Raw genomic sequence first — 24,994 nt, forward strand, 5'->3', positions numbered from 1 at the left:
GAACCTGCGATGGATGGACTCGTTCAGCTTTTGCAACAGCAACCGGAACTCCGGCATCTGACCGGCTGGACCCGTCTGCCGACGCGTTACTCTGCTTCACCGAAATATACAGTCCATGACGAAAGCGGACTGTCGATCCTCCATACGGCTCCGCTCACAGCATTTCGGCGGAAAAAACGGGAGTTTGAAATTTTGCGGCAACTGAAACAAGACGGACTGCCGGTCCCGGAACCACTCGGCTTAAATCAGCTTCCGGAAGCCGCTGTCTGTTACAGCCGTTACCGTTTCCTGACCGGTTCGACGATCCAAGATTGTGTACCGCTTGGTCGAGACATCGAGTACCGGCTTGGTCAGGAGACAGGACGGTTATTGAAGCAAATCCACCGTTATGCAGGACCGCCGGCAACGAAGTGGGCGGTCCGGTGTCGGGCGAAACACAACCGGTACGTCACGCTGTATCAACAGGAAGCGTTACCGTTGACTGGCGATCAAGCAATTTTGTCCTTCATTGAACAAAACATCGGATGGATTGCAGACCGTCCGAATCGTTTGCAACACGACGATGTTCATCTCGGCAATCTGATTACGGACGGGGAGCATCTCGTGGGAATGATTGATTTTTCGAATCACGATAGCGGCGATCCGTGGCATGATTTCGTCAAAATGGGATTGTTTCAGGTCGAAAACAGCATTCCGTTTGCCGTCGGTCAAGTCGATGGTTATTTCGGAGGGGACGTTCCGGAGCTGTTTTGGCGTGTCTACAGCATCTATCTGGCGATGGCCTGTTTTTCATCCATCGTCTGGACAAGCCGGCATGCACCGGAAGAAATGGACCAGATGCGCCGGCGGATCGAACGTGTACTGTCCGACCACCGGCGGTTTGAGCATACTGTCCCAGATTGGTATGAGACGTTTGACCGGACGTGATCGTCTGAGCGGAACTCCCGTTCGACAGGAAAAACCGTGCCCTTTACCGATTGACTCGGTCAGGACACGGTTTTTTTTCGGTTCAGTTCCCGTCCCATGTTTCGTTGACACGGGACGCATAAAAGCGCAGGGCGCTGCCATAAGCACGGATTTCGGGATTCTCCGTCGTATCAACAAGCGTTCCGATCAATCGTTCGATTGCTTCGGCCGATCGGTCGAGATTATGTAACGTCAGTGCTAAAAACGTCTGTAAGGCGGCATGATTCGGGAAGTGAACGAGTCCCTCTGTTAGGGTCTGATACGCGTTATCGTATCGCCCGAGGGCACGGTAGGTACTGCCGAGTCCGACGTACGCTTCCTGCAAATCGGGTTCGGGCAGCCCCAGTTCGATGGCAGCGACGTAATGCGGGACGGCAGCCGCTTCCTCTCCGAGGTTATCATGACACCAGGCCATCTGGTAATGAATTAACGGATCGTCCGGTGCTTGGTGCAGATAAGAAGCGACCAAGGCTTTCGTTGCGTGATACTGTTTCGCTTGACGGAGACGCGAGACGGCAGCAAAGTCGAAATGAACCTCAGAAGATATGTTGACGGATGGATGATAGACGAAGGTCAGAGGATGACACGGCTGTTCATCCGGTAATACGCTGTAGCGAAACTGCAGACCGAGCCGAGAAGCGATAGCGAGCGCCGGTTCGTTATCCGGATGGATGAAAGCTTCAATCTGTTGAAAATCAAGTCTTGTGAAGACAAATGTCAGCACGGCAGGAAGGGCTTCCGTAGCATAGCCCTGTCGTAAAAACAGCGGATTGATCTGGCAATGGACGTGTGCCGTCCGGATGTCCGGACGATGAAGGGCTGAGACTATAACCGTTCCGGGCACCGCTCCATCGTCCGAACGAAACAACTTAAACGTATACGCGTCTTGCCCGGAAGGATCGTCGGCGCCTTGAATCCGTAACCGCTTCGTCTCAAGCGTCATGGAAACTGTCATCTGAAGTCACTCCTCGCATGTGGTATCAGTAGAAAAACCCTTCAACCAATGAGGTTGAAGGGAACGAGATTAATTTTGTTGTTCGAGTTTCGTCAAGAGTGTCCGGAACGTATCCAGTTCAGCATCCGAAAAGTCAGCAAAGACGTCAGACAGGTATTCCATCTTCATTGCTTCGAGCTTCCCGTATAATTCGATGCCGTCTTCTGTGGCCCGGAGTTCAACGACACGACGATCGAGTTCGCTGCGTTCACGTGAAATCAAGCCTTTTTTCGTCAACTCATCGGCCAATGCCGTAATCATACTCGCTGAAAACTGAAATTCGTTGGATAAAGCCGATGCGATTTGAGGACTGCTTGTGCAAAGCGACTTTAGGATAAAAAATTCGTTTCGCGTCAAGTAAGTCGTGAACATACTCCGGACATCTTTTTTGATGGCGCGGTAGTTCATGCGTAAGCCTTTTTCTGTATCGACGATCAACTGATCGCGGTTTGCTACTTCTAATGTAGTTGCCATAGTTTCACTCTTTCTGTACCGTAGTTTCTTCTTCCGAGATTTAGTATAGTGAAAAATTTTAGTTTAATCAATATTTTTCTCTTGAATCATCTGTTTACTTAACGGTTGGACCTGTTTGATGATGTCCTCGACGTTTCGGAGTTCCGGGTAGAACCGGCGGAAGAAATAGTCAATCCGGTGCGGATCGTTCCCGGCAATCGTCACGGCCATACAGATGTAGGCGATGCCGATTCCTTGGCGGGGCAGGAACGGATTCGGCATGACCTGGGCACATTTCAAGGCGAGCGGACTATGGACGGAGACGGCTTCGATCAATTCTCCGTAATTGCGGATATCGACGTAATGGAACATCCGGATGAGTTCATTGATCAACTGTTGATCGGAATCAAGCATCATCTGGGACGTGACCAGTTGTTTGTCGAGATCGTTGATGACGGCGGAGTGATCAATGAAATAGTTTAAGTTGTCCGATGTGATCCGAACTTTATGAGGATCCGATAAAATTTGTTGGACCGTCTCGTCTTCAAATTGTTTCAATTGTTTTTTGATGTTGACGAATTCCTGATCGGCGATTTCAAGGAGTCCCGCGACACGGCTGAAACTGCGGCGGACTTCAGCCGGTACGCTGTTCGGATTTTTGTATCCTAAATCATGTTCGATTTCGGCCCAGGCGTGTTGTAGAATCGAACGAATCTGGATTTCGGCGGTATGTTCCTTAAAACGTCCGTATTCGCTGAGGGCGAGCCGCTGTTCATTCAACGCAGCAACGAAGTGGACGGACAGATAACCGAACTCGGTCGTGTCGAGCAAAGTGGATTTGTCGACGGATTGATCCCGGTCAATTGAAAATTCATTTTCGATGATCCGGGCCGCTTCCCGGACATCATCGTGAAAATACGTCACGATCCGAATCCCCGTTAAATCGTGGACATCGCGAAGCGATTGGTATTTATTCGGTTGCCGTAACACTTTTTGGTACAGACTGTCGGACTCTTTCGTCCGGGCGACGATCGAATGGTATTTGATGCCGGCTGCATCGAGCAATTCCGATAATAAAACTTTTAATTTATCGGCAAAGGCATCATAGTCTTCCTTGTCATTGACATATTCGAGCATCATCGTATTTAAGTCCTGCGATTGCACGGGATTCACCTTCCTTGTCATGTCTTCTTCTGACATTATTGTAGCACTCGTTTTCACTGGACGCACGGCAGGACCCTGTTTCAAGGAGGACGCTTCGTGGGAAAGACAGAGTAGAACATCTGGGAGGGGTGCTAGAATGGAAATTTTGGACGCGCGGGCGTTGCCAGCTGATCATTCTGATATCTTACATGTCACACCATCATCGGTTTATTTCCGCCGCCGACTCAACGACAGTCAATTTCATATCAGCCGGTTTGATTTAGAGGATCAAGAACAGGTCGATCTGACGCCTGACGTGTTGCAGGACCACGGACCGACCCGGCCATTCGTCAAAAAGGGAAAAGTCTATTGTCTGAACGAACAGAACCGGGAAGACGGTGGAGAAACACAGCTCCTTTCCATCGACCTGAATTCAGGAAAAAGCGAACATCTCGCCACGTGGCGTCTTGGCGGCGATTTGACGCTCTACTGGGTCCTGAATGAACGGTATATGGTCTTGTTGCATGTCGACAAAGCGACGACAGCCTTTTTGTATGATGTCGAGACGACGCGTGAGCATCCGATTAAAGATGAACGGTTGTACGGCATCACGGAAAACTACCGTGAGCTGTACTTTTTCCTCGTCACGTTAGCGGATGCTGATTATATCGTCTGCAATGCCCGGCTCGATGAATTTTCCTTTTATGATGCCCTGGAGAGCGGCGTCATTTCACCCGAAGATCCGATCGACCATTCGGAAAGTCTATTGATTGCTCCGCTGTCAACAATCGTCGCGGAAATCGAGCAAGGAGTGAAACGCCTATCCTTTCGGACGTTGTTGCGGCTGGACGGAGAAGGGGATACCGTCCAGTACCTGGGCGAACAGGACGGCCATCTCGTGTTTAGTGCCTATACAGAACGGCTGAATGAAGAAGTATTTTATGAAATCAAGGAACAATCGGCCGTTACGGAGCGGGAACGGATTCGGTGGAGTGATTTCGAACCGCTGGATTTCACGTATGACGATGTCGAGTCGACGATTTTCATCGTCAATGACCGGTCGGATCAGCACCATGAAGTGATGAACCTGCGGACCGGTGCCCGTTATCTGGACCGTGACCCGTTTGAGCGGGTGTTGCGTGACCGGTTTTACCTGCATGAATCCATTGGGACGGACGCCGAACCGATGGTCACGGTGTATGACGGCGAGCAGGCGGTCCGTCACCGGTTCGAGGATGCCTATTATATGATTGTATCCGGAGAATTGGTCATTCTGTCCGTCAATCAGTTAAAATGAACGAAACAGCCGAACATTTCATGAGATCACACTGTGAAGAAGACAGTGTGATTTTTAAAGAGAAGATACGTTTATTTCATATACCGAAATTAATGTAAAAAAAAACAAAAAGAAGAATAAAAAGTATAACCTTGCATTCGTTAAAAACAATAAAAAACTCCCCTCTTTCAGCGAAATACGCCAAGCAGGAGGAGGAGTGGTATGCTTATTCTGAGTCAGTCGTCCGTGTGAAGATGTCGACCTGAATGTTTCCGGCCGTCGCACGTGAGTATGGGCAAACACTGTGTGCGAGTTTACCAAGCTCCGCAGCTTGTTCTTCTGAAACACCACGGACAAGAACATCAAGTTCTACTGAAAGTGTGAATCCGTCTGTTGCTTCATTCAACGTGACATGTGCCGTTACTTCACTGCCGTCATGTTTGATACCTTGTTTCCGGGCAACCAGGTTTAAAGCGGAATCAAAACAAGCCGAGTATCCGGCAGCAAATAATTGTTCCGGGTTGGTTGCTTGTTTTTTAGATCCCGGTACAGGCATGGCGAGTGCAACGTCTAAGATACCGTCTTCCGATACGACGCGGCCGTCACGGCCTCCGACAGCTGTAGCAGATGATGTGAACATTGGTTTCATAATGATAACTTCCTTTCGGGTTGGCTGATTATTTTAAGTAGCTTACAATTAGATTTTATACAATCTATATAAGAACGCAACTATTATGCTTGAAGGAGGAATTTATATGCCGAATCCCTTATTACTGGAGGAACAACTCTGTTTTCCGTTTTATGCGATTTCCCGTGAAATCACGAAGCGATACCGTCCCTTGCTCGAACCGCTGGGGTTAACCTACCCGCAATATTTGGTCATGCTTGTCCTGTGGGAGCAGGATCAACAATCGTTAAAAGCGGTCGGGGAGCGATTGCACCTCGATTCGGGAACATTGACACCCTTATTAAAGAAATTAGAAGCTTCCGGTTTAGTCAAACGGGTCAAAAATCCGGCGGACGAACGTCATATCCAAATCACGTTGACGGCAGACGGTCAAGCCCTTCGAAATGAGGCCGAACAAATTCCGCTGGCTTTAAAAGAATTACTGGGTGTATCGGACGAAGACATGGAACTGGTCAAGCAGACCTTAAATCGCCTGACCATAAAAATGAACGGGACTGATTGACAGTCCCGTTCATTTTGACTATTTATTTGCGGCGGAATCCTTCTTCTTCAAGGTAGTTCGCTGCTTCTTTATACGAATTGAATGCACCGTCAAGCAAGTCGCCCGCGTACACCAGCCATGTATCGAGGTCTTCGTTTAATAACGTCAGCTCGAACTGGTTGTCGTTGACCCACGTTTCTTCCAGCGTTTCGACCGTTTCGACCGTTTCGAGCGCTTTGATCGCATCTTGTAACAAGAGGATTAAAGCGGGCTCGGAGAACTCACGGATGTTGACGAAACCTTTCCGGTCCGTCTCATATCCCGGTAATCCTGCAGCGTAGACAAAACCGTTGCCGTTCGGGTGAAGATGATAGACGACGATTTTTTTCTCGAACTGACTCTCCGGGAAGTGGAAATTGACACGGTTAAGCGAAACTTCTTTCCGGACAAGTTGTGGGAAAGTCTCGATGATGTTTAATTTTTCTTCAAATGTTAGCATGGTTCCTCCTTGAAATACATTTCTACTCTCTTATATATGCGATGATTCGCAGTGAAATGTCAACGTCTGTTTGATGACAGTGAAACTTGAGCAAGTCTCTTCCCGTATGAAAAAAGGAAAGGCAGGGGATTGGATGCAACCAAATCAACCGACCGGGGACTGGCAACGTCTGCCACGTGCCTCGGTGACCGCCGAACGTCAATACGTCGGCATTAAGTATACCATTTATTTGCTACTGATCGGAACGGCAACCGTGGTTCAGGTCAAGTGGCTAGATTTATCCCCCTGGTGGATGTGGATTCTCGCCGGGTTGTGGACAGGATTCTTTTTACTCCAGTTCGTGTACATCCCGAAGATCCGGCAAAAGTATTTTAAATACCGGGTAGATGATGAGTTTTTAGTCGTTGAGTTCGGAATCTTTATTTTACGCCATGTCGTGACACCGCTCGTCAAAGTACAAATCATCGATACGTCGTCCGGTCCGTTGCTTCGCCGATTGAATTTGATGAACATGAACGTTCATACAGCGTCCGGTCAAATCGAATTGCCTGGACTCGATGTCACACAAGCGGTTCTCTTGCGACAACGGATTGAACGATTTGCGAAACTCGAGGAACAGGAGGAGGAGTCGTTATGACACGGAGGGTGCATCCCTTGTTCATCTTAATGACGACGTTGACGCAGCTCCGCTCCCTCGTCATCCCGATTGCGGTCATTTTATTTAATGATTTAAAGAATGACGGATTTGGCATGTATACGATGATCGGCGCTGTGGTCATCAGTTTCCTCTTACTCGTGTTCGGCATCATTTCGTGGTACTTTTATACGTTTACGATTGATGAACAGTCGATTCGGGTCAACAAAGGAATCTTTCGAAAAAGTGAACGGACAACGCAACGCCAGCGAATTGAATCGATCGGGATCAATCAAAATCTGCTGGAACGAATCCTTGGTTTAGCGACACTGACCGTTGAGACTTCATCCGACAGCGGAAAGCCGGAAGTCGAATTAAAAGGGGTCCGGCTCGAGTTTGCGAAACAATTGAAGTCGACGATTGCAACAAGAGTGTCGCAACCAACTGAACATACTGTTCCGGCTGCCACCTATACCGTCGGCTTGATGGATTTAATCAAAGCAGGCGCGTTATCAGGCCGACTGGGTCTCGCGCTCGTCGGGTTCGGAGCCGTCTATCAGTTCGCTAACCGGTTCATTGAGAAATACATCAGCCGGGCATTTGATGAGCTGTTGCATCTATCACTGGTCTTGTTACTGATCCTTGGCGGGTTACTGTTGCTCTTGATCTATCTTGGGTCAATTTTAGTATTCGTCCTCCGCTACGGAGCGTTTCGGGCAACACGCGAGAAAGAGCGGATGACGATCGGCTACGGTCTCCTGAACCGGACGGAAGTTGTGTTTCATCAGGATAAGGTGCAGGCACTCGTCATCGAGGAAAGCTGGATCAAACGGCGGTTGAAGCGGGCCCATCTTTCGCTGCACATCATCTCGGCAAGCGGCGAAGAAGAGAAGTTGCTGTTACATCCGTTCATTCGGACCGGTGAGATTGATTCCTTTTTACAGGAGTTTTTACCGCGTTTTCAATTGCAACATCCACACAAGCGGGCCGTTGACCGGGGATTTTTTTACGTCGTCCGTTGGCCGCTGCTCGGTTACAGCCTGGGCTTAATCCTGCTGAATGGAGTAATGGTGTATGGCTTACCGGAACCTTTCCGTTACTTCGGGTTACCGTTTCTCCTGCTGTTACCGGTGTACTATGCGGTCGCCCGGTCCGGCTATCAAAATACCCGCTATGGACATCACGACGATTTGTTTGTCTTACGAAAAGAACTCGTCAACCGGGAAACGATTTATGCGCCCCGCCTGAAAATTGAAGCTTTCTCCGGCCACGTTTCTCGTTTTCTCGAACAGAAGGATATTCTGAAGTTTCAACTCACATTACGCGGATCCAGCGTGTTTCATGCCGGTTACTTTACACAGGCGGAGTTTGAAGATGTTTTAGCATGGTACCAACAGACTTTTCTTAAACCCCCAACTCCACCGGCAGGGACACCACTGTCCGGTGACGAATAGACTCTTAGTAGAAACAGACGAAAAAGGGAGTGAATCATGGTGCGGAAATGGATGTTTATTCTCTTGCTGATTGTGCTTGGGATTGGAAGTCTGATCGGATACGACGGATACCGGATCCAGCAAACGTTAATCGGACAGTCCGACCGCTCCCGCCTCCTGCCTGCCGAGAAGAAGAAGGACGATACAGCGGATCAAGCATGGATGAAGCAACAGGACACGGAACAACTGCAATTGACGACGACGGATGAAGTACGCATCGGGCGTTATCTCCCGGCCGCATCTTCTTCTGACAAGACGGTTGTACTCCTTGCCGATGATGTTCGTTTCGGTTCGTCACAGACGGCACCACTGATCCGCTTTTACCAGGAACAGCTGGGCTATAACGTGTTCGTCCCGGACCGGCGTGGTCAAGGAGCGAGCGAGGGGACAGTGAATTATGGCTGGCTCGACCGGTTGGATCTGATTGATTGGACCAACCAATTGATGGAAGAGACCGGAACCCGGCATGTCGTATATCACGGAGTAGGGATTGGCGGGGCGACGGTACTGCTCGCTGCAGGAGAACCGACCGTCCCGAAACAAGTGAAGGCCGTCATTTCTGAAGGCGCTTATGCCCGCCTGGATGACTGGTTCCAGTCACTTGCGAAAGTCAACCTGCCGTATCCGGCCGGACCATCTCTTGCTGTCGCAAGTAGTTTTAATAAAGTCGAACAGGACTTCTTTTATGGAGATGTCTCCGTCACGCGACAAACGAGTCGGATCATGGTACCGACGTTATTCATCCAGGGGATGGAGGACAAGGTGGTTCCGCCCCGGATGGTGTATGAACTGTATCAGGCTAAACCTGGCATCAAACAATTGTATCCGGTTCGCGGAGCCGGTCACGGCAGTACCTATTCCGATAATCCTGAGAATTACAAAAAGCGTCTCCGCTTATTCGTTCAACCTTTTGTCAGGACACCGTAATCCGTGGTGGAAAGAGAAGGACTGACGAATGTTCGGAAAGAGAGACGGAAAGGGGCGACAAGAGAAATGCCCGAGTTAGTTTGGGTAGGCAATGAAACACCGTTTGTCGATGTCATCTCGATGGAATCCGTCGGACCGATCACGGTCGGACGATTCGGAGGTTGCAGCCGTTCCGGACAAACCAAAAATGAAGATGGATGTATCGTCTGGATCGGGGCGGACTGGGAATGGACGATGTTGCTCGACGCGCATGATACTGCCGAGAGTGCCGTCTTATTGATTGATTACTTGACGTCGCACCGTCTAGAGATCGAACGGATTCTGAACGAACCGGTCGAAACGATGTTTGCCTCTCTGGAGCGGTATGTCGTCTCGTTATTGGAAAACAAAACATTTCGGACCGCCTGTCAAACCGTTCAGGGTGAGACCGCCTGTCTGTTTCTTGTCCGCAAGGGAAAATATGTCTGGTGGTTATCGGTCGGCGATGTTCTCGCCTATCTGTTCCATCCCGATTTAAGTAACTATCTGCAATATAAATTAAACGAACGGCAGTTTTTTGAATGGATCGGCCGGGTGAATACGTTTGATTTACCCGTTCCCTGTTACAGCCGGGGAATTCGTGAATTACGACAGGGAATCAATCAGCTGCTGTTGACGACGGACGGATTGATTGAATGTCCCGGAGCGCCGTTCCAAGACGGGAAACAGCTGGAACAAGTAATGACGACGTCGTATGTCGGCGTCAAGACATTATTGACGACGATTGAACAGCTTGGTGTCCGGGACAGCACAACCATCTTAGCCTGGGCAGTCGAAGTCGAAGAAAATGTAACGATGCCCGGTAATTCAAAATAAAAGCATGACCCGTCTTTTCCATATGTAAGGGAAAGGGGTCATGCTTTTATTCGGTTGCAGTCGGTTCAGGATCCGTCTGATTGGTTGGCAAGGGAATCGGCTCATGCGAGGTATCTTGTTCTGCATGGGTCAACGGTAAGGCAATCCCGACGCTTGTCAACAAAGCAATCAGTGTGGCATTCGTTAAGGTTTGGTACATTCGTTACCCCTCCTTTCCTAAAAGTGTGTCACCTTTTTAACTATTCTGAATATTTATGTATGATTCGTCAAGTAATCGCCATCTTCGTAGTATTCTTTTTTCCCGTTAAACCGGTATACTTAAACGTGAAAAAGGGGGATCTCGCTTGAAACTTACTAAAGCCAACACACGTATTTTAGAGTCACTGTTACCACGTTTGAACCTGAACGTCGAAGAACCGGAACGGACGGATATCGAGCGCCGTCTCCAAGCGGATCTTTATGAAGCCCAACGCTTACAAAAACCGTTTGAAACGGTCCACGGCCAATCACCGGAAGAACGGCTGAATCAAATGATTGCCGAAATTCCGGAATTGCGACGGGTCGAGACCCAAAAGCGATGGACGCGAAATTACGTTTCAACGATTTTGATGTTTATTTTCATCGAAGGCATCGATGGGATTTTCCAGTTCGCCCTCGCGGATTACATCTTATTTTCCATCATCGCCTTATTTTTGATTGACGCGATGTCGATTTTGATCACGTCCCCGAAAATCCGCGACGTCAAAAAGCGGGTCTGGGTCCAATTTTTAGTCAGCTTCATCTTGTTTGCTACCTATAAAGCAGTCTTGATTCAATTCGTGCCGAATCCGGTCGTCCTGATGCAAGTCAGCGGTACCCCGGCCTATCTGATTGGAATCGGTGGATTAGTCGGACTGTATCTCTATTGGTCCAAAAATCCGCTTCGTAAACGCGCATAAGGCAGAAGGAGGGAAAAAGATGGAGTTCACGCACTGGAAAAGACGTTTGCAAGATCATCTGGAACGGATGGGATTTGATTTACGACTCGAACGACTTGCCATGCAAGACATCCTGAAACTTGAGGCAACCCATGGTGCTTTCTTATTTTTCCCGATTACAATCAATTTATATGAACGGATGGGATGGCAGATGGTGGCGATTGAATCGCACCATCCGGAGGATATCGACGATTTGTTTGCCGAAGCCCAGGTCCAGTCCTTATTTCAAATGACGATGATGACCTTTGAAGAGGAAGAACGGGAATTCATTTTAGGGTTCTACAGCAATACCGGCCGTTATCTGACAGATACGCTGTCATTGACCGGACAACTGGTCCGCATCATCGAAGAAGAATGGAATGACGGCGAACCGCTCCGGATTGCGACGTTCGAACCGTTCCCCGGTCTGTTCGTCGCTCCATCCTTTGCCCATCAGACGTATGCCTTTGCTGCCGTCGAAGACGATTGGCAAATGTTCGTCGGACGGACGGGACGTCCGGCAAGTGATTACCGTTTGGATGGAACGATCCTTGCACCGCATCGTGTCCCGGAAGGCGAGCTGTTTACCCGGATTCCACTGACCGTCCCGCTCCATCAGTTCGAGGATGTTCGGACACAATTGCAGTCGGAGCAGGAGGAAGTTCAAACGTTCCTCGCGCAAGCGATGGCGACGATCCAAGCTTACGATCCGTCATTCGGTTTTGCCTGGCGGGGGACGGTGACGTTTTTCCATGGCATTCCCGTCAATCCGTTCGCCCAGCGACTCTGGCTGGAAGACGGACAAAAACGGTTCCGCATCATGCAACAGGGATCACGGCGGATTTTAGCGATTGGTGACACGGCACCGGAAGCCATCGAACGTCTCGACCAAGCAGTCGGGGCGGGCGAACCGGACGGAACACCTGTCAGTGCCGTCGGTCAGCTGTTGTTAGGGATTTGGAAACAATTTGAGTCCGATGAGACAACCTATTTAACGGACGTGACCTGTGAGGGCATTTCAAGACAACAGGTCGAGAACCGGATCCGTAATGCCTTGGCGCGACAGGAAACGATTGAATGGATCGTCCAGGCACAAAACAGTAATGACAGTTGCCGATTCGCAGGGCTGACCATCACGTTCCCGCATCGCCCACCGGGTGTTGTCCAGATTAAACGGGCGGATGATGTGACCAGAAGCAGCTGATGATTTGAAAAAAACAGATTAAAAAACCGGACGCCTGCAGGTGTCCGGTTTTTTGTCTTAAATTCCAAGTGAGGCAATCAGCTTCCGAATGCGTTCTTCCGATTGTTTCGGCGTCAAAATCAACAATTGATCGCCTCCGATCAACCGGGTTTGCCCGCGTGGTGTGATGATGGCGTCGTGCCGGATGACGGCGACGACCAGCAAATCCTGGGGCATCTCAATCTCCTGCAGTGTCTTTCCGTCAATTCGGCAAAAGGACGGAACGCTGACTTCGACGATTTCGGCATTCGGATTCGCGACCGTCATGAATTGAATCAACGGTTCGATATCGATTGCCGGTTTCGCATCGAGCTTCATCAGCTTGACGATCCAGGGTAAGGCCGTTCCTTGCAAAAGCGCCGACGTCATGACGGCGAAAAAAACGATATTGAACAACGGATAGGCATCCGGCAGACCACTGGATAACGGATAGGTCGCGAGAATAATCGGGACGGCGCCGCGCAAACCGGCCGCTGTGATGACACTCTGTTCGCGGAAATTGTACCGAAAAGGCAACAAGGACAAATAAACGGCAAGCGGACGGGCGATGAGAATCAAGGTCAGAACGATGACACCTGATACGAACAACGTCTGAGGATCAAGCAGTTGCCTTGGGAACACAAGCAGTCCGAGCATGATGAACATCCCGACTTCTGCCAGGTGGGAGAGACTGCCGCTGAACCGAACGAGAATATCACGGTAAATCAAATCATGATTACTGAGCCAAATCCCGGTGACGTAAACGGCTAAGAAGCCGCTCGCATGAAGGCTTGTCGCGACACCGTAGGAAAGGAGCGCCCCACTGATCAGCAGCGTCGGATATAAAGCCGACGACTGCAACTGAATCCGGTTCATCAAGGAGGTCAACAGCCAGCCGACGAACAGCCCTATGACAAGACCGATTCCCATCTCGTAAAACAACAGCCAAATCCCTTGTACGATAGAAAAGGCTTCCGGATTTAACGCAAACTCAGTGAACAGAATCGTCAAGAAAACGGCCATCGGATCATTCGTTCCCGATTCCGCTTCCAGCGTATGTTTGACTTTCTGGTCAATCGGTCGACCGTTCAGCAATGAAAAGACCGCTGCTGCATCGGTCGAGCCAATCAACGCGCCGATGAGTAACGCCATCGGCCAGCTGAAATCCAGCAGGTAATGTGCCACCGTTGCAATCAGGCCGGTCGTGACCAGGACACCGACGGTTGCAAGCGATAATGCTGCCGGAAGAACCGTTTTGAAATGACGCCACTTCGTATTCAAGCCGCCGTCAAATAAGATGATGACGAGTGCGATCGTACCGAACAGACGGGCCTGCTCGAAGTCCGCAAAATCAATTAATCCAGAGACATCCGTCCCGGCCAGGATACCGACGATCACAAATAAAATCAGGGTCGGGACGTTCAGACGGACAGAAAATTTCGTCGTGACGATAGCAAGCAACAAAAGAATACCGGCAAGCAACAGGACGGTCCCTTCGTTCATAGGCGATCCCTTCCTTCGATGAAAGACGTCTTTTTTTTAGTATACGTCATTCCTCGTTGCAGCTTCAGAAAATAGTTTGCCGGAAGATGTGTATAAATCCGTAAAAAAAGGAAAACACGTATCATAATGGATTATGGAATAAGGAAAGAGGAGGCATCTTATATGAACATCTGTGTAGTCACAGGAGCAAACTCCGGTATGGGAATGGTGACGATTCAAGAATTGCTCGAACGTGGTGACCGTGTCATCGCGACCGTCCGATCGGAGAAAAAAGCGACGTTATTAATCCAACTGTTGCGGGAACATGCGGTGTCGGACAAGAACCTGGAAGTCGAGGTCGTACAGCTGGATCAACTCGATTCCGTCCGGCGTTTTGCGGATGTGTTGTTTGACCGGATCGGTCGGATTGATCGCTTGATTCTGAATGCCGGTATCATGGTTCCCCCGTATCATGTGACGAAGGACGGGTTTGAATCCCAGTTTCAGGTCAATTATCTCAGTCACTTCTATTTGATTGAACGATTGTTGCCGTTGATTGAGCAGGGACATGATCCCCGCGTCATTTCGATTTCCTCCTTAGCAGGAGAAGGCGGAATGATCCGGACCGATATCGAGCTCGAGGCGATCGCGCATGTCAAAAAAGAACAGTATAATCCGATGAAGTCTTACCGGGAATCAAAGCTGTTACAAATGGTCCATATGCGGGAGTTGGCCGAGGTATACGGGACGCGGGCGACGTTCGTCAGTGTCCACCCGGGAATCGTCAACACCGACCTGTTCTACCGGGGGAAATACGGAAAAGTATTGAAGACCGTCCTCAAACCGATTGCCCAAGTCGGATATTGGACTGGAAAACTGTATACACCGGAATACGGAGCGAAAACCGCCCTGTACCTCGCAACGACGGACGATGTGCTCGATAATGGGGGATACTATGCCGATTCCGCCCCGCGTCTCAGTAATCCGGTCGTTGAGGATGAGGCGTACCGCAAACAGGCCCGTGCCCTGTCAAAACGTTGGGTCGGACTTGTCTAAATGATAAAAAAGGTCTACCGACTCGTGGGAAGTCGGTAGACCTGTGTTGTGCAGACTGGGGGTCTGTTCACCCCCTGACTATACAATAGGGCGAGAGAGAATTTTGAAATATGAAAAATTTTACAAAGTCCTGCGATTTGATGATTTTTTGATGTCTTGAAGCAAAACGGTTTTCTTCTGGCGTTACTTTCGTTAGGATGAAAGTAAATTTTTAAAAAACGGGAGGAACACGATGATACGATCAGCTACTACACACGATGTCCAACGGATTGCGACCTTGTTGCGTGAAAAAGCCGAACTGTTTAAGAAACGGGGAAGCCGCCAATGGTCCGCGTATCTCGAGACCGATCTAGAAGCGCTCGTGAAGCGCGACCTGCACGCCGGAAGACTTTTTGTCTATGAACAAGGACCGGACTTACTGGGTTCGATTGCGTTATTGCCGTCACTCGAATGGGATCAGACACTATGGTCGGACAAGGAAGGGCTTTACATCCACCGGATCGTTGTCAGTGAATCTGCAAAAGGTTTAGGAATCGGAACACGTTTATTGCAGCACGTGATCGCCGTCGCCCAAGCGGAACAAGAAATATTACGACTTGATTGTTTGGCGTCGAATGACTTTTTAAACGGCTACTATGCGTCATTCGGTTTTGTCCCTAAAGGTGTTCGTGACGGTTTTGCGACATATGAGCATGTGGGGATGCCGGTGCCGAAATAAAGCGGTATTTAGATAGGACAAGTGATGGATGCTTTGGTATGGTTAGAGAAAGAATTATTCGAGGAGTGATCGGATGCGACTTCAGATTGGTTTTATCGGCTTTGGAAAAAGTACGACCCGTTATCATCTGCCCTATGTCATGATTGAGGACCAGTTTGATATCACCTGGATTTATAACCGGAAATCAAAACCGGAATTAGAGGCAACTTATGAATCCAAATTGCCTCATGTCCGGTTCACAACGGATCTCGATCTGATGTTGAAGGACCCGGAGCTCCAGGTCGTCGTCATCAATACTCCGCCGGCGACGCATTTTGCCTATGCGCTGCAAGCATTACAACACGGAAAACATGTGCTGGTCGAAAAACCGTTTACCGTGACGGAGCAGGAGACCCGTCGACTGTTCGAAGAAGCGCACCGGCAAGGCGTTAAGTTGCTCGCGTATCAAAACCGGCGTTTCGACAGCGATTTTCAAGTCGTTGAACAAATCATCCGATCCGGTAAGCTCGGACGCCTCGTTGAGGTCGTCTCACACTTCGATCTCTATCGACCGGAGGCTGCCCCTGCCATTGCGCGTCCGGAAAATGGCGCCTTATATGGTCTCGGTGTGCATACGATTGATCAAATCGTCGCTTTATTCGGGAAACCGGAACGGGTCGGATATGATATCCGGACGGTTCGCCTAGCCGGTAATCCGGATGATACATTTGCCCTCGATTTTTACTACCCGGAGTTAAAAGTCAGTGTCCGGACCAGTCATATCGCATTGGCCGGTGCGCCGCGCTGGATGCTTCACGGGACGAACGGGACGTTCATCAAGCAGCATATTGACCGGCAGGAGCTGGATCTTAAAGCCAACTACTTCCCGGGAGAAGAAGGATTCGGTGAAGATTCCGAAGATGATTTCGGTCGATTGTTGTACCATGACGATCATGGTCATTTACAGGATGTCCGGATTCCGAGCCCGGTCGGAGATTACGGTAAGCTGTATCGTGCCTTTTATGAAAGCATCGTCCACGGTACACCGTTACCGGTCTCGGAAGAAGACACGAAATTGGTCGCTCACCTGATGGAACAAGGGTTCTCGAAGCCGTCCCCCTTCATTTTAGATCTCTGAAATTAAAAATCTTTAGATATCAATATAATTACATCTCAGCGATCTGCCTATGCAGCGCTGAGATTTTTTGTTATAAAGGAAAAGATATCACAATTTTTCAGAATTTTCTTATGGAATATTGATTAAAATTTCAAAAAGATGGGAAAAATTGTGTATACTACAGACACAAGGGGGTTTATCATGAAAAAAATCATTACGTCCATCATTCTGGCAGGTGTTTTGTTCGGTGTGTTCAGTCCATCGCTCATTGCAGAAGCAGCCACGAAATTGACGGTCACGACAGATGTGTTACGCGTTCGTGAAAAACCATCGACAACAAGTAAAATCCTGGGGAACATCACTAAGGGAGCCGTCTATACTTCGAACGGGACATCCGGCAGTTGGTATAAAATCACGTACAAATCAAAACCGGGCTACATACACAAAGATTATGTCCGTACCTCTACGACATCGAAGTATACATCGACCGGCGCCCGTTATACGACGGTCGGTACACTGAATGTCAGAACTTCTCCCAGCTTAACAGCAAAAACCGTCACGCAATTGAATAAAGGCGTCAAGGTGGCATCTTACGGGACAACGGGCAGCTGGACACGTATTTTATACAATGGCAGCTACCGTTATGTATCGACACAGTATTTGACGAAAACAGCACCAAGCAGTTCATCAAAACAATTAAACGTCCCGTATTACAATCAATACACACTCGGCTATCCGTCAGGCTGTGAGTTCGTTTCACTAAAAATGGCACTCGAATATAAAAAGAAAGCAGTTTCTGCTTCTTCTTTATATAATCAAATGCCGAAAAGCATGGCAAACGCCACTTATAAAAACGGCAAGTATTACTGGGCAGATCCGGAAAAAATGTTTACCGGTAACCCGGCAGGAACACTCGATTATTATAAAAACTGGGGCATTTATCCGAAAGGCATCCTGCCGCTCGCGAAAAAATACCGGAGTGGTGCCGTTGACATTTCTAAACAAGGGGTCAGCAAAATTGAAAGTGAAATCCGGAACGGCAACCCGGTCATCGTTTGGGCGACCGTCGATTTCAAAAATCCGTACGGCTACTTCTCATGGATCAAGCCGGACGGTAAAACGTTTACAGGGTACCGCAACTACCACGTCATGCTCGTGACAGGTGTCTCAAGCAGCGCGTTTACTGTGTCGGATCCATACCGTGGAAAATACACGGTCAGCCGTTCACAATTTACGTCTGTTTACAATACGACAGGACAGTACGCATTATCCGTCCGTTAATCGATTGACCGGTGAAGCCTTCCGCTTCACCGGTTTTTTTCATGGCACGGATGTGATGGTAGAATGAGGAATGTTCCAAATTTAAAAGAATTGGGAATCGATTAAAAAGTCGTGTAAAATAATGACAACCTCGAACGCTTTCTCTCGAAAGGAGTGGTAAAGAAATGGATGAAAAACGACTGGAACAGCTGGAGCAGGAAATCGTCCGATTAAAAGCACGCGTCGATCAGTTGGAACGTCAGCCGGCGAAAGACCCACAACCGGAACCGGTCTCTTCCGTCGCACGACCTGCCGTCCGCCCGGCATTCGTCAAAAAGACCCGGACACCGGTCATAAAACAAGCGCGGACGCGGGATGAGTGGGAAAATGTCCTGGCGACGGTCTGGCTGCCGCGAATCGGGGCGATTTTTGCCGCCATCGGAGCGATTTTTCTCTTTTCCTACGCGTCGTTAGCGGGACTGATCAGTCCAGCCGTCCGGATTGGGAGTGGAGTCGTCATCGGCTTACTCGTCATGGCACTGGGGGAGTTTCAGTATGAGAAAAAACGACGGGATCTCGGCGTCGGACTGGTCGCGACCGGGACAATCGTTTCCTTGTCCGCCTTATTTGCCGGTATGGCCTTATATCAATTTTATCCGCCGTTGTTGGCTTTTTTCCTGGAAATCGTCGTACTCGCCATCGTTTACGGATTGATGTTGTGGATGCGCTCGACGGCGTTACTCGTGTTAGTCTCGATTACCGGCTTTTTATTGCCGTTTCTCCAGTTAACGGATGAGCCGAACGTCTTCTTATTTTTACTGTATGAAGTCCTGTTATTTACCGCTTTAGTATTTGCCGTCCTTCGTCTGAAGGCGGTCAAAGCGTACCCGGTTACTGCCGGGATCTTTTTCCTGGCCCTTATCTTCGGCAGTCTCACCGTCAATTTTGAGACACGTCCCTTGATTGACGAAATCACTTTACTCGGGGCATCTCTCATCGCCTATCTCGGTCTCGCGTACGTCGGGACCAAACTTCCGATCACCTACAATTACCCGAGCTGGATAGCGGGTGGATTCGTTCTGCTCAGCCTGTCCGTAGTCGACTGGCCGTTTGCTTACGGACTCGCGGTTCTGTTTGCACTCATCGCTTACGCCGTCGCGAATCGAACGAAAGAGGCGTGGCAAAACGGCGTTGGACATGTTGCCATCCTGTTTGCGATTTCGCAGATTCCGGTCGATCCGCTGAGCTTCGGTGATCAATTCCGTTCACTCCTCTATGCTCTTATGATTGCCGGATTGTGGTTCATCAAGCGGCAGGAAGTACCGCATCAACGCTTTTTCGGAATTGTCGTATACGTGATGTTCGTCCTGTATACGATTGGAACGTATGAGACGTATCGATTCAACGACCGTTCGTATGCCGTCGCCGTATTCGGTCTGACGCTCGCGACGACAGCCTTCATCGTCTTGCTCGTCCGGACACACGGGGAAGCGATCTGGAAAAAGTATTGGCAAATCGTTCTGCTTTTTGCAGCGGCCGGTGTGTTCGTGACCTATACGCTGATCGTGATGGAACTGCCGTTTTACGCTACGCTTGATCAAACGGACCGGAGTACGACGTTATCTGTTGCCTACATCCTGTTATCGTTTGTCCTCGTGGCGATCGGCCGGATTCGCGGGACAGCGGCCTGGCGCCTGTCCGGTCTGCTGTTATTGTCGGTCAGTGCCGTCAAACTGTTGCTGTTTGACTTGTCGTTCTTGTCGTTGATTCAAAAAGCGTTTGTATTCATCGGCTTCGGCATCGTCGCCTTTATCATTTCGCGGACGTATTTCAAGAAACGTGAATCCTGAATCAGTCATCCTCCCTCCGGACAATGCCGTCTGCAAGGGAGGATTTTTTTATTGAAATATATTGATAACGATTATCATTATCGACTATACTGATTGATGAACTTACTTAATCATCAGGGGGAACCATTCATGCGACATAACAAAACACTGACAATCAGTCTCTTATCCATGACGGCTTTACTGGGAGCCTGTACCGAACAACCCGCGACGACCGAACCGGCAGCAGCCAAGCCGAATCAATTCGAGCAAGTCGTTGCCGATTACCGGACATATGCGATTGCGGAACTGGAACAGTTCACGAAGCAGACGGAAGCGTTCACGACAGCCGTCAAAGACGGTGACTTGGCACGGGCGAAAGCACTATATGCACCAACACGGATGCATTATGAGCGGGCGGAACCCATTGCGGAAGTATTCGGAGACCTCGATCCGAAAATCGATGCCCGTGAAGGGGACGTCAAAGCGTCGGAGTGGGGCGGCTACCATCGGATCGAACAGGGCTTGTTTGAAAAAGGAACGACAAAAGGATACGAAGAGTATGCCGACCAATTGATGAAAGATGTCCACCTGCTCCGGGCGAAAGTCGAGACGGTCGAGGTGACGCCGGAACTGCTTGTAACCGGTGCGACTGATCTTTTAAACGAAGTCTCGACGTCAAAAGTCACAGGGGAAGAAGACCGGTATTCGCATACCGACCTGTATGACTTTGCAGCCAACGTCCAAGGTGCGGAAAAAATTTATCATTTGTTAAATCCGGCTCTGAAAAAACAGGATGATGCCCTGTCGAAAGAGATTGCAGCCCGCTTTGCTGATGTGAACGGATTATTGGAAGCGAAAAAGAAAGATGACGGATACGTGCTCTATACCGAGTTGTCCAAATCAGATGTCAAACAATTGAGTCAAGCCATCAACGAGCTGGCGGAACCGCTCTCGAAGATGGGGATCGTACTGGAGGGCTGAACGATGACACGGACTACTTTAGAAGCCGGAGTCACCCGGCGTGACGTCCTGAAAGTCGCCGGTCTGACAGGGCTTGGAGCCGCTCTTTACGCAAGCGGACTCGAACGGTTTTTACCCCGTGCCCTGACGGCTCAGGCGACAGATCAAGTCCCGTTCTACGGCAAGTATCAAGCGGGTATTCTGACACCGCCCCAAAACCACGTCCAGGTCGTCGCCTTTGATGTCCAGACGACCCGGCGCGATGAATTGATTGATCTGTTGAAACGTTGGACGCGGGCATGCGCCCGGCTGACAGCCGGATTACCGCTCGGCGACGCGGACAGTGCCTATGTTCCTCCGGAAGATACGGGCGAAGCGGAAGGACTGTCAGCGGGCCACCTGACGTTTACATTCGGTTGCGGTCACAGTTTATTTGCCAAGGACCGGTTCGGGATTGGTCATAAACGTCCGGAGTTGCTGCGGGAGTTGCCGGTCTTTGATCTCGATCAACTGGATCCGCAATGGGCGGGCGGCGACCTCGTCGTCCAGATTTGTGCCGACGATCAACAAGTCGTGTTTCATGCGTTACGGAATTTGACCCGGATTGGTCGCGGTGTCGTCAAGATCCGCTGGACACAAGCCGGTTTTCAACGCTCCAAGGCGGCGGATGCAGCAGGTGGGACACCACGGAATCTGTTCGGATTCAAGGACGGGACGGGGAATCCAGACGGGACGCAGGACGCTGTCCGAAAACAACACCTCTTTTACCAGTGGCAGGACGGTTCACCTTGGTTGACGAACGGTAGTTTCCTGGTCGTCCGCCGGATCCAGATGCATCTTGAGGTATGGGACCGGACGATCCTGAAAGAGCAGGAGCGGACATTCGGTCGCGAACGCGCATCCGGTGCCCCGCTTGGGTCGAAAGAGGAATTTGCAGCGGTGACACCAAGCAAACGGACGGCGCACGGTGAAGCACAACTTCCAAGTGACTCGCACACAGCAGTCGCCCACGGATCAGGAAAAGAACAACTGTTGCGCCGCTCCTATTCCTACCAGGCCGGGATTCACGAAACGACCGGTGCCCTCGATGCCGGCTTACTGTTTTTATCGTATCAACGGTCACCGGAACAGTTCATCACCATTCAGAGACGGTTAGCAGCGTCGGACCGTTTAAATGAATACATTACCCATCGTGGCAGTGCCGTTTTCGCCTGTTTCGGCGGAATTCAAAAAGGAGGCTACATCGGTGATGCGCTTTTTGCTTAATTTCTTTTTACCGGTACTTCTCTGTACGATGATCGGGATGCCGGTCGTTCATGCCGATGCGAAAACCGATGCCTTGTATGTTTCAATCGGTCAAGCTTTGTCGGCGGTCAACGACGGTGACCGGAGCAGCTTACAGACAACGCTCGCGACGCTTGAACAGCAGGTCACCCGGTTGCCGGCTTCTGCCGAACAACAGAATATCGAACAGAAGCTGACGGTCGTCAAGCAGCAAACCGCTTTGCCTGCCGTCAAGCAGCAATTGACGGAATTGTCGACGGCGGTCCGGGCGCTGGAAAAAACCAAACAGCCGAAGGACGATTCAGCCGCTAAAAAACGGTTAAAAGAACTGTTCACTCTAACGAAGCAACTGAGAATGGCGACTGACATGTCCGAGCGTCAGCAGTTGCAGTCGGAATTGCTGACAGCCTGGACGGACCGGGAAACAGTCGTCCGGGAAACGAGCATCGGGCACTACGGTCAGGTCGAGATGGGGCTGTCCGCAATCCGGATTGCTTTGGCCCGTGAAACATTTGATCCGTCGGAGTTGAATCAGGCACTGGAGCAGTTTGATGCCAGTATCCGTTCTTTTCTGAACGGGGATACGGTGAAAGCCGCGAAGCAGACAGGTCTCGTCGAGTTGACCGCGTTACTGAGACAAGCGGACCAGCAACTCGCGAATCAGGACGTCCCGGCAGCGCAGAAAACGCTGACGACCTTTATCGAACGTTGGCCGAGCGGGGAAGGGGAAGTCCGGACCCGGAGCAGTTCTCTGTATACGACGATTGAATCGGATGTACCCGTTTTGTTGTCGCGTTTAGATGAAACGATGGTAGCTTCCACCCGGACTGACTTAGCCCCGATCATCACGTCACTTGAAGTGTTAGCGCAGAAAACGACGTATTCGTTTGTCGATGCGATGCTCGTCATGTTGCGGGAAGGGCTCGAAGCCTTGCTGATCATCAGCGCGCTCGTTGCCTTTACCCGAAAAGCCAAGGTGCCAGGCGAACGGATGATTTGGAGTGGGGCACTGTTCGGATTGCTCGCGAGCGGCGCACTGGCGCTCGTGATTCAACAGTTCTTTTCAACGGCACTTGCTGCTGTCGGACGGGAACAGATTGAAGGATGGACCGGACTGGCCGCAGTCTTGATGATGCTGCTCGTCGGTTCGTGGTTACATTCGAAAACGGCGGTTGCTTCTCGTCAAACGGAACTGGCACTGAATCTGGCGGGACGGTCTTTGTTTGCCGTCAGCTTTTTGACGATTTTCCGGGAAGGGGCCGAAACGCTGCTGTTTTATGTCGGCATGGCCCCCGCCATGACATCGACCGCTTTAGCCGGAGGGATCGTGCTGGCAATTGCGCTCATCGGGCTTCTTTCGCTTGCTGTCATTTATTTAGGGGTTCGCTTACCAATCAACCGGCTCTTTATAGGAGCGACCGGATTGATTTATCTCATGGCGTTCAAAATATTAGGTGCCAGTCTGCATGCCTTGCAAATTACGGGCCTCTTGCCGATCCATGTCATGTCATATATCCCGTCATTGCCTTGGATGGGGATCTATCCGACGTATGAGACAATCATTCCGCAAGTCGGACTATCTGTTTTAGTTGGTTTGTTGATCTATCTGAGACGTCGCTCTCCTTCGGGTCTTCGGAAAGCGGTTTAAGCCGTTTTTCAGTTTCATGTTTTATTCATTATGTTTCGGGAATAACTTTATATCGAGAGTAGATTGTTGGCTCGCATGAAGGAGAGGAAACAAGATGATTGAAACAAGAATCGTACGGAACATGACAGCTGTCGACGCAGAAGTGACGAGCTTGAAGTCAAGCGGCTATTCGAATAAACAAATTTACATCTTTGCGAAGGATGAAGAATTGGCGGAACGAATTGCCAATGACACTCAGACGTTGGCATATCGGGTAACAAAAAAATCATTTTTTGAGACATTGATGTCGACAGTCCGCAGCAACCGAAAAGACCGCATTGCCCAGTTGTCGGAACTCGGAATGACAAAGGATGTAGCAGAAGATTTGGAAGAGGAAGTTCGCCACGGCCGGATTGTCATCGTCGGCTCAAAATCTGACTTACTGAATCCGGCGTTTGCCGCTTCTTATGTCGAAGATGAGACGACAGAGTACGGCGCAGGTGTTCCGAAACTCGAAGAGGAAGAAACGACGACGACCTTACCGGCTGACCAAAACGTCAAGTTGGATAAAAAATAAGGGACGCCGATTAAACAGGAACTGGCAACAGCATCAGTTTTCCGACGAACAAGGGTGACGGAATCGAATCCGTCACCCTTGTTCGTTTATACACGATCATTCTTTTATGGGTCTTCTATCGAGTGATTCATGTAAATTCATTACCTCATTATACGGAATATGACGCCGTAAACCGGTTGATGTTTTGATTTCAATGATTCCGTGGGCGTGAAAAAGAGCGGTAACCGTTCCCGTCAATGCGGTCTCGGTTCCCCGGTCGAGGTAATGGACGGTTACCAGACTACCGCTTCGAATGGCATCTTCTAACACTTGTGGAAAAACAGTTTTTGTTTGTGTCGTCGGTCGGGCAGGATGCGTTTTGTACAAGTGTTCCAATTGCAGGATATGATTCCGTGTCGTGCGTTGTCGCCACTTTCGCTCCGTTCGTTTCTTGGACTGTAACACGTCGTTCCACCTCCGATAGAATCGTTTAAATGTAGACGAGACACTGCATCAAAATATTCCCCATTTATTTGGGA

General features: G+C 49.8%; 26 protein-coding genes. 18 read left to right on the plus strand and 8 right to left on the minus strand.

The window, feature by feature from the left end:
- The first annotated feature begins 9 nt into the window (after window positions 1–9).
- On the plus strand, window positions 10–927 hold the full coding sequence (locus DVG79_RS04870) for a phosphotransferase family protein (protein WP_114595699.1): 918 nt from the start codon (window positions 10–12) through the stop codon (window positions 925–927).
- 82 nt (window positions 928–1,009) lie between these two features.
- Here DVG79_RS04870 and DVG79_RS04875 read toward each other — a convergent pair whose 3' ends face one another.
- The 3 genes from DVG79_RS04875 to DVG79_RS04885 all read right to left on the minus strand — a co-directional run bounded on the left by DVG79_RS04875 (window position 1,010) and on the right by DVG79_RS04885 (window position 3,577).
- Window positions 1,010–1,921: a tetratricopeptide repeat protein gene (locus DVG79_RS04875; protein ID WP_114595700.1), complete on the minus strand. Its 912-nt coding sequence runs from the start codon at window positions 1,919–1,921 to the stop codon at window positions 1,010–1,012.
- Window positions 1,922–1,990: 69 nt separating this feature from the next.
- Window positions 1,991–2,434 (minus strand): MarR family winged helix-turn-helix transcriptional regulator, encoded by a 444-nt coding sequence (locus DVG79_RS04880; protein WP_014970479.1) that lies wholly within the window; start codon window positions 2,432–2,434, stop codon window positions 1,991–1,993.
- A 63-nt stretch (window positions 2,435–2,497) separates the two neighbouring features.
- Window positions 2,498–3,577 carry a GTP pyrophosphokinase gene (locus DVG79_RS04885; RefSeq protein WP_233494527.1) on the minus strand — a complete coding sequence of 360 codons (1,080 nt, stop codon included), beginning with the start codon at window positions 3,575–3,577 and terminating at the stop codon, window positions 2,498–2,500.
- A gap of 136 nt (window positions 3,578–3,713) precedes the next feature.
- On the opposite strand from DVG79_RS04885, the gene DVG79_RS04890 reads away from it, so the two are divergent.
- Window positions 3,714–4,853 carry a Six-bladed beta-propeller, TolB-like protein gene (locus DVG79_RS04890; RefSeq protein ID WP_114595701.1) on the plus strand — a complete coding sequence of 380 codons (1,140 nt, stop codon included), beginning with the start codon at window positions 3,714–3,716 and terminating at the stop codon, window positions 4,851–4,853.
- Between the two features lie 205 nt (window positions 4,854–5,058).
- Here the strand turns inward: DVG79_RS04890 and DVG79_RS04895 are convergent, their stop codons facing one another.
- On the minus strand, window positions 5,059–5,481 hold the full coding sequence (locus DVG79_RS04895) for an organic hydroperoxide resistance protein (RefSeq protein WP_012370502.1): 423 nt from the start codon (window positions 5,479–5,481) through the stop codon (window positions 5,059–5,061).
- A 106-nt stretch (window positions 5,482–5,587) separates the two neighbouring features.
- Between DVG79_RS04895 and DVG79_RS04900 the strand changes: the two genes are divergently transcribed.
- Window positions 5,588–6,022 (plus strand): MarR family winged helix-turn-helix transcriptional regulator, encoded by a 435-nt coding sequence (locus DVG79_RS04900; protein ID WP_114595702.1) that lies wholly within the window; start codon window positions 5,588–5,590, stop codon window positions 6,020–6,022.
- 22 nt (window positions 6,023–6,044) lie between these two features.
- Here the strand turns inward: DVG79_RS04900 and DVG79_RS04905 are convergent, their stop codons facing one another.
- Complete coding sequence (locus tag DVG79_RS04905; RefSeq protein WP_114595703.1) at window positions 6,045–6,500, minus strand: hypothetical protein; 456 nt, start codon at window positions 6,498–6,500, stop codon at window positions 6,045–6,047.
- A gap of 133 nt (window positions 6,501–6,633) precedes the next feature.
- Here DVG79_RS04905 and DVG79_RS04910 point away from each other — a divergent pair, with 133 nt between their 5' ends.
- The 4 genes from DVG79_RS04910 to DVG79_RS04925 all read left to right on the plus strand — a co-directional run bounded on the left by DVG79_RS04910 (window position 6,634) and on the right by DVG79_RS04925 (window position 10,409).
- Window positions 6,634–7,137 (plus strand): PH domain-containing protein, encoded by a 504-nt coding sequence (locus DVG79_RS04910; RefSeq protein ID WP_233494528.1) that lies wholly within the window; start codon window positions 6,634–6,636, stop codon window positions 7,135–7,137.
- A complete protein-coding gene (locus DVG79_RS04915) occupies window positions 7,134–8,588 on the plus strand; it encodes a PH domain-containing protein (RefSeq protein WP_114595705.1) in 1,455 nt (484 codons plus the stop codon). The genes DVG79_RS04910 and DVG79_RS04915 overlap by 4 nt, the downstream gene beginning before the upstream one ends.
- Window positions 8,589–8,624: 36 nt before the next feature.
- Window positions 8,625–9,554 (plus strand): alpha/beta hydrolase, encoded by a 930-nt coding sequence (locus tag DVG79_RS04920; RefSeq protein ID WP_114595706.1) that lies wholly within the window; start codon window positions 8,625–8,627, stop codon window positions 9,552–9,554.
- Window positions 9,555–9,620: 66 nt separating this feature from the next.
- Entirely contained in the window at window positions 9,621–10,409 is a 789-nt protein-coding gene (locus DVG79_RS04925; RefSeq protein WP_114595707.1) for a PP2C family serine/threonine-protein phosphatase, read from the plus strand.
- 46 nt (window positions 10,410–10,455) lie between these two features.
- Here DVG79_RS04925 and DVG79_RS16160 read toward each other — a convergent pair whose 3' ends face one another.
- Entirely contained in the window at window positions 10,456–10,608 is a 153-nt protein-coding gene (locus DVG79_RS16160) for a hypothetical protein (RefSeq protein ID WP_199505842.1), read from the minus strand.
- Between the two features lie 145 nt (window positions 10,609–10,753).
- Between DVG79_RS16160 and DVG79_RS04930 the strand changes: the two genes are divergently transcribed.
- Window positions 10,754–11,347, plus strand: coding sequence for a hypothetical protein (locus DVG79_RS04930; RefSeq protein ID WP_114595708.1), 594 nt, complete (start codon window positions 10,754–10,756; stop codon window positions 11,345–11,347).
- Between the two features lie 19 nt (window positions 11,348–11,366).
- A complete protein-coding gene (locus DVG79_RS04935) occupies window positions 11,367–12,569 on the plus strand; it encodes a hypothetical protein (protein WP_114595709.1) in 1,203 nt (400 codons plus the stop codon).
- Window positions 12,570–12,626: 57 nt separating this feature from the next.
- Here DVG79_RS04935 and DVG79_RS04940 read toward each other — a convergent pair whose 3' ends face one another.
- On the minus strand, window positions 12,627–14,090 hold the full coding sequence (locus DVG79_RS04940) for a potassium/proton antiporter (RefSeq protein WP_114595710.1): 1,464 nt from the start codon (window positions 14,088–14,090) through the stop codon (window positions 12,627–12,629).
- A gap of 162 nt (window positions 14,091–14,252) precedes the next feature.
- Here DVG79_RS04940 and DVG79_RS04945 point away from each other — a divergent pair, with 162 nt between their 5' ends.
- The 9 genes from DVG79_RS04945 (at window position 14,253) to DVG79_RS04985 (ending at window position 24,476) form a co-directional block, all read left to right on the plus strand.
- Entirely contained in the window at window positions 14,253–15,125 is an 873-nt protein-coding gene (locus DVG79_RS04945; protein ID WP_114595711.1) for an SDR family NAD(P)-dependent oxidoreductase, read from the plus strand.
- Between the two features lie 232 nt (window positions 15,126–15,357).
- The gene (locus DVG79_RS04950) at window positions 15,358–15,843 is read left to right on the plus strand and encodes a GNAT family N-acetyltransferase (protein ID WP_114595712.1); all 486 of its coding nucleotides are present in this window, start codon (window positions 15,358–15,360) and stop codon (window positions 15,841–15,843) included.
- 73 nt (window positions 15,844–15,916) lie between these two features.
- Complete coding sequence (locus DVG79_RS04955; RefSeq protein ID WP_114595713.1) at window positions 15,917–16,960, plus strand: oxidoreductase; 1,044 nt, start codon at window positions 15,917–15,919, stop codon at window positions 16,958–16,960.
- Window positions 16,961–17,140: 180 nt separating this feature from the next.
- Window positions 17,141–18,220: a C39 family peptidase gene (locus DVG79_RS04960; RefSeq protein ID WP_114595714.1), complete on the plus strand. Its 1,080-nt coding sequence runs from the start codon at window positions 17,141–17,143 to the stop codon at window positions 18,218–18,220.
- A 164-nt stretch (window positions 18,221–18,384) separates the two neighbouring features.
- Entirely contained in the window at window positions 18,385–20,049 is a 1,665-nt protein-coding gene (locus DVG79_RS04965) for a DUF2339 domain-containing protein (RefSeq protein WP_114595715.1), read from the plus strand.
- Between the two features lie 129 nt (window positions 20,050–20,178).
- Window positions 20,179–21,009, plus strand: a complete 831-nt coding sequence (gene efeO / locus DVG79_RS04970) for an iron uptake system protein EfeO (protein ID WP_114595716.1) — start codon at window positions 20,179–20,181, stop codon at window positions 21,007–21,009.
- Window positions 21,010–21,012: 3 nt separating this feature from the next.
- On the plus strand, window positions 21,013–22,254 hold the full coding sequence (gene efeB / locus DVG79_RS04975) for an iron uptake transporter deferrochelatase/peroxidase subunit (RefSeq protein WP_114595717.1): 1,242 nt from the start codon (window positions 21,013–21,015) through the stop codon (window positions 22,252–22,254).
- Window positions 22,238–23,920, plus strand: coding sequence for an FTR1 family iron permease (locus DVG79_RS04980; RefSeq protein WP_114595718.1), 1,683 nt, complete (start codon window positions 22,238–22,240; stop codon window positions 23,918–23,920). Before efeB ends, DVG79_RS04980 begins: the two co-directional genes overlap by 17 nt.
- A gap of 94 nt (window positions 23,921–24,014) precedes the next feature.
- The gene (locus DVG79_RS04985) at window positions 24,015–24,476 is read left to right on the plus strand and encodes a YflT domain-containing protein (protein WP_114595719.1); all 462 of its coding nucleotides are present in this window, start codon (window positions 24,015–24,017) and stop codon (window positions 24,474–24,476) included.
- Window positions 24,477–24,572: 96 nt separating this feature from the next.
- Here DVG79_RS04985 and DVG79_RS04990 read toward each other — a convergent pair whose 3' ends face one another.
- A complete protein-coding gene (locus DVG79_RS04990; RefSeq protein ID WP_114595720.1) occupies window positions 24,573–24,920 on the minus strand; it encodes a hypothetical protein in 348 nt (115 codons plus the stop codon).
- Window positions 24,921–24,994 lie beyond the last annotated feature (74 nt).

The sequence above is a fragment of the Exiguobacterium sp. RIT594 genome (assembly GCF_003339585.1).
In the GTDB taxonomy this organism is placed as follows: domain Bacteria; phylum Bacillota; class Bacilli; order Exiguobacteriales; family Exiguobacteriaceae; genus Exiguobacterium_A.

What these genes read in the sequence shown, in the direction of transcription:
- DVG79_RS04870 (WP_114595699.1), top strand. Translation starts at nt 10, where the DNA reads ATGGATGGACTCGTTCAGCTTTTGCAACAGCAACCGGAACTCCGGCAT.
- DVG79_RS04875 (WP_114595700.1), bottom strand. Translation starts at nt 1,921, where the DNA reads ATGACAGTTTCCATGACGCTTGAGACGAAGCGGTTACGGATTCAAGGC.
- DVG79_RS04880 (WP_014970479.1), bottom strand. Translation starts at nt 2,434, where the DNA reads ATGGCAACTACATTAGAAGTAGCAAACCGCGATCAGTTGATCGTCGAT.
- DVG79_RS04890 (WP_114595701.1), top strand. Translation starts at nt 3,714, where the DNA reads ATGGAAATTTTGGACGCGCGGGCGTTGCCAGCTGATCATTCTGATATC.
- DVG79_RS04895 (WP_012370502.1), bottom strand. Translation starts at nt 5,481, where the DNA reads ATGAAACCAATGTTCACATCATCTGCTACAGCTGTCGGAGGCCGTGAC.
- DVG79_RS04900 (WP_114595702.1), top strand. Translation starts at nt 5,588, where the DNA reads ATGCCGAATCCCTTATTACTGGAGGAACAACTCTGTTTTCCGTTTTAT.
- DVG79_RS04905 (WP_114595703.1), bottom strand. Translation starts at nt 6,500, where the DNA reads ATGCTAACATTTGAAGAAAAATTAAACATCATCGAGACTTTCCCACAA.
- DVG79_RS04910 (WP_233494528.1), top strand. Translation starts at nt 6,634, where the DNA reads ATGCAACCAAATCAACCGACCGGGGACTGGCAACGTCTGCCACGTGCC.
- DVG79_RS04915 (WP_114595705.1), top strand. Translation starts at nt 7,134, where the DNA reads ATGACACGGAGGGTGCATCCCTTGTTCATCTTAATGACGACGTTGACG.
- DVG79_RS04920 (WP_114595706.1), top strand. Translation starts at nt 8,625, where the DNA reads ATGGTGCGGAAATGGATGTTTATTCTCTTGCTGATTGTGCTTGGGATT.
- DVG79_RS04925 (WP_114595707.1), top strand. Translation starts at nt 9,621, where the DNA reads ATGCCCGAGTTAGTTTGGGTAGGCAATGAAACACCGTTTGTCGATGTC.
- DVG79_RS16160 (WP_199505842.1), bottom strand. Translation starts at nt 10,608, where the DNA reads ATGTACCAAACCTTAACGAATGCCACACTGATTGCTTTGTTGACAAGC.
- DVG79_RS04935 (WP_114595709.1), top strand. Translation starts at nt 11,367, where the DNA reads ATGGAGTTCACGCACTGGAAAAGACGTTTGCAAGATCATCTGGAACGG.
- DVG79_RS04940 (WP_114595710.1), bottom strand. Translation starts at nt 14,090, where the DNA reads ATGAACGAAGGGACCGTCCTGTTGCTTGCCGGTATTCTTTTGTTGCTT.
- DVG79_RS04945 (WP_114595711.1), top strand. Translation starts at nt 14,253, where the DNA reads ATGAACATCTGTGTAGTCACAGGAGCAAACTCCGGTATGGGAATGGTG.
- DVG79_RS04950 (WP_114595712.1), top strand. Translation starts at nt 15,358, where the DNA reads ATGATACGATCAGCTACTACACACGATGTCCAACGGATTGCGACCTTG.
- DVG79_RS04955 (WP_114595713.1), top strand. Translation starts at nt 15,917, where the DNA reads ATGCGACTTCAGATTGGTTTTATCGGCTTTGGAAAAAGTACGACCCGT.
- DVG79_RS04960 (WP_114595714.1), top strand. Translation starts at nt 17,141, where the DNA reads ATGAAAAAAATCATTACGTCCATCATTCTGGCAGGTGTTTTGTTCGGT.
- DVG79_RS04965 (WP_114595715.1), top strand. Translation starts at nt 18,385, where the DNA reads ATGGATGAAAAACGACTGGAACAGCTGGAGCAGGAAATCGTCCGATTA.
- efeO (WP_114595716.1), top strand. Translation starts at nt 20,179, where the DNA reads ATGCGACATAACAAAACACTGACAATCAGTCTCTTATCCATGACGGCT.
- efeB (WP_114595717.1), top strand. Translation starts at nt 21,013, where the DNA reads ATGACACGGACTACTTTAGAAGCCGGAGTCACCCGGCGTGACGTCCTG.
- DVG79_RS04980 (WP_114595718.1), top strand. Translation starts at nt 22,238, where the DNA reads ATGCGCTTTTTGCTTAATTTCTTTTTACCGGTACTTCTCTGTACGATG.
- DVG79_RS04985 (WP_114595719.1), top strand. Translation starts at nt 24,015, where the DNA reads ATGATTGAAACAAGAATCGTACGGAACATGACAGCTGTCGACGCAGAA.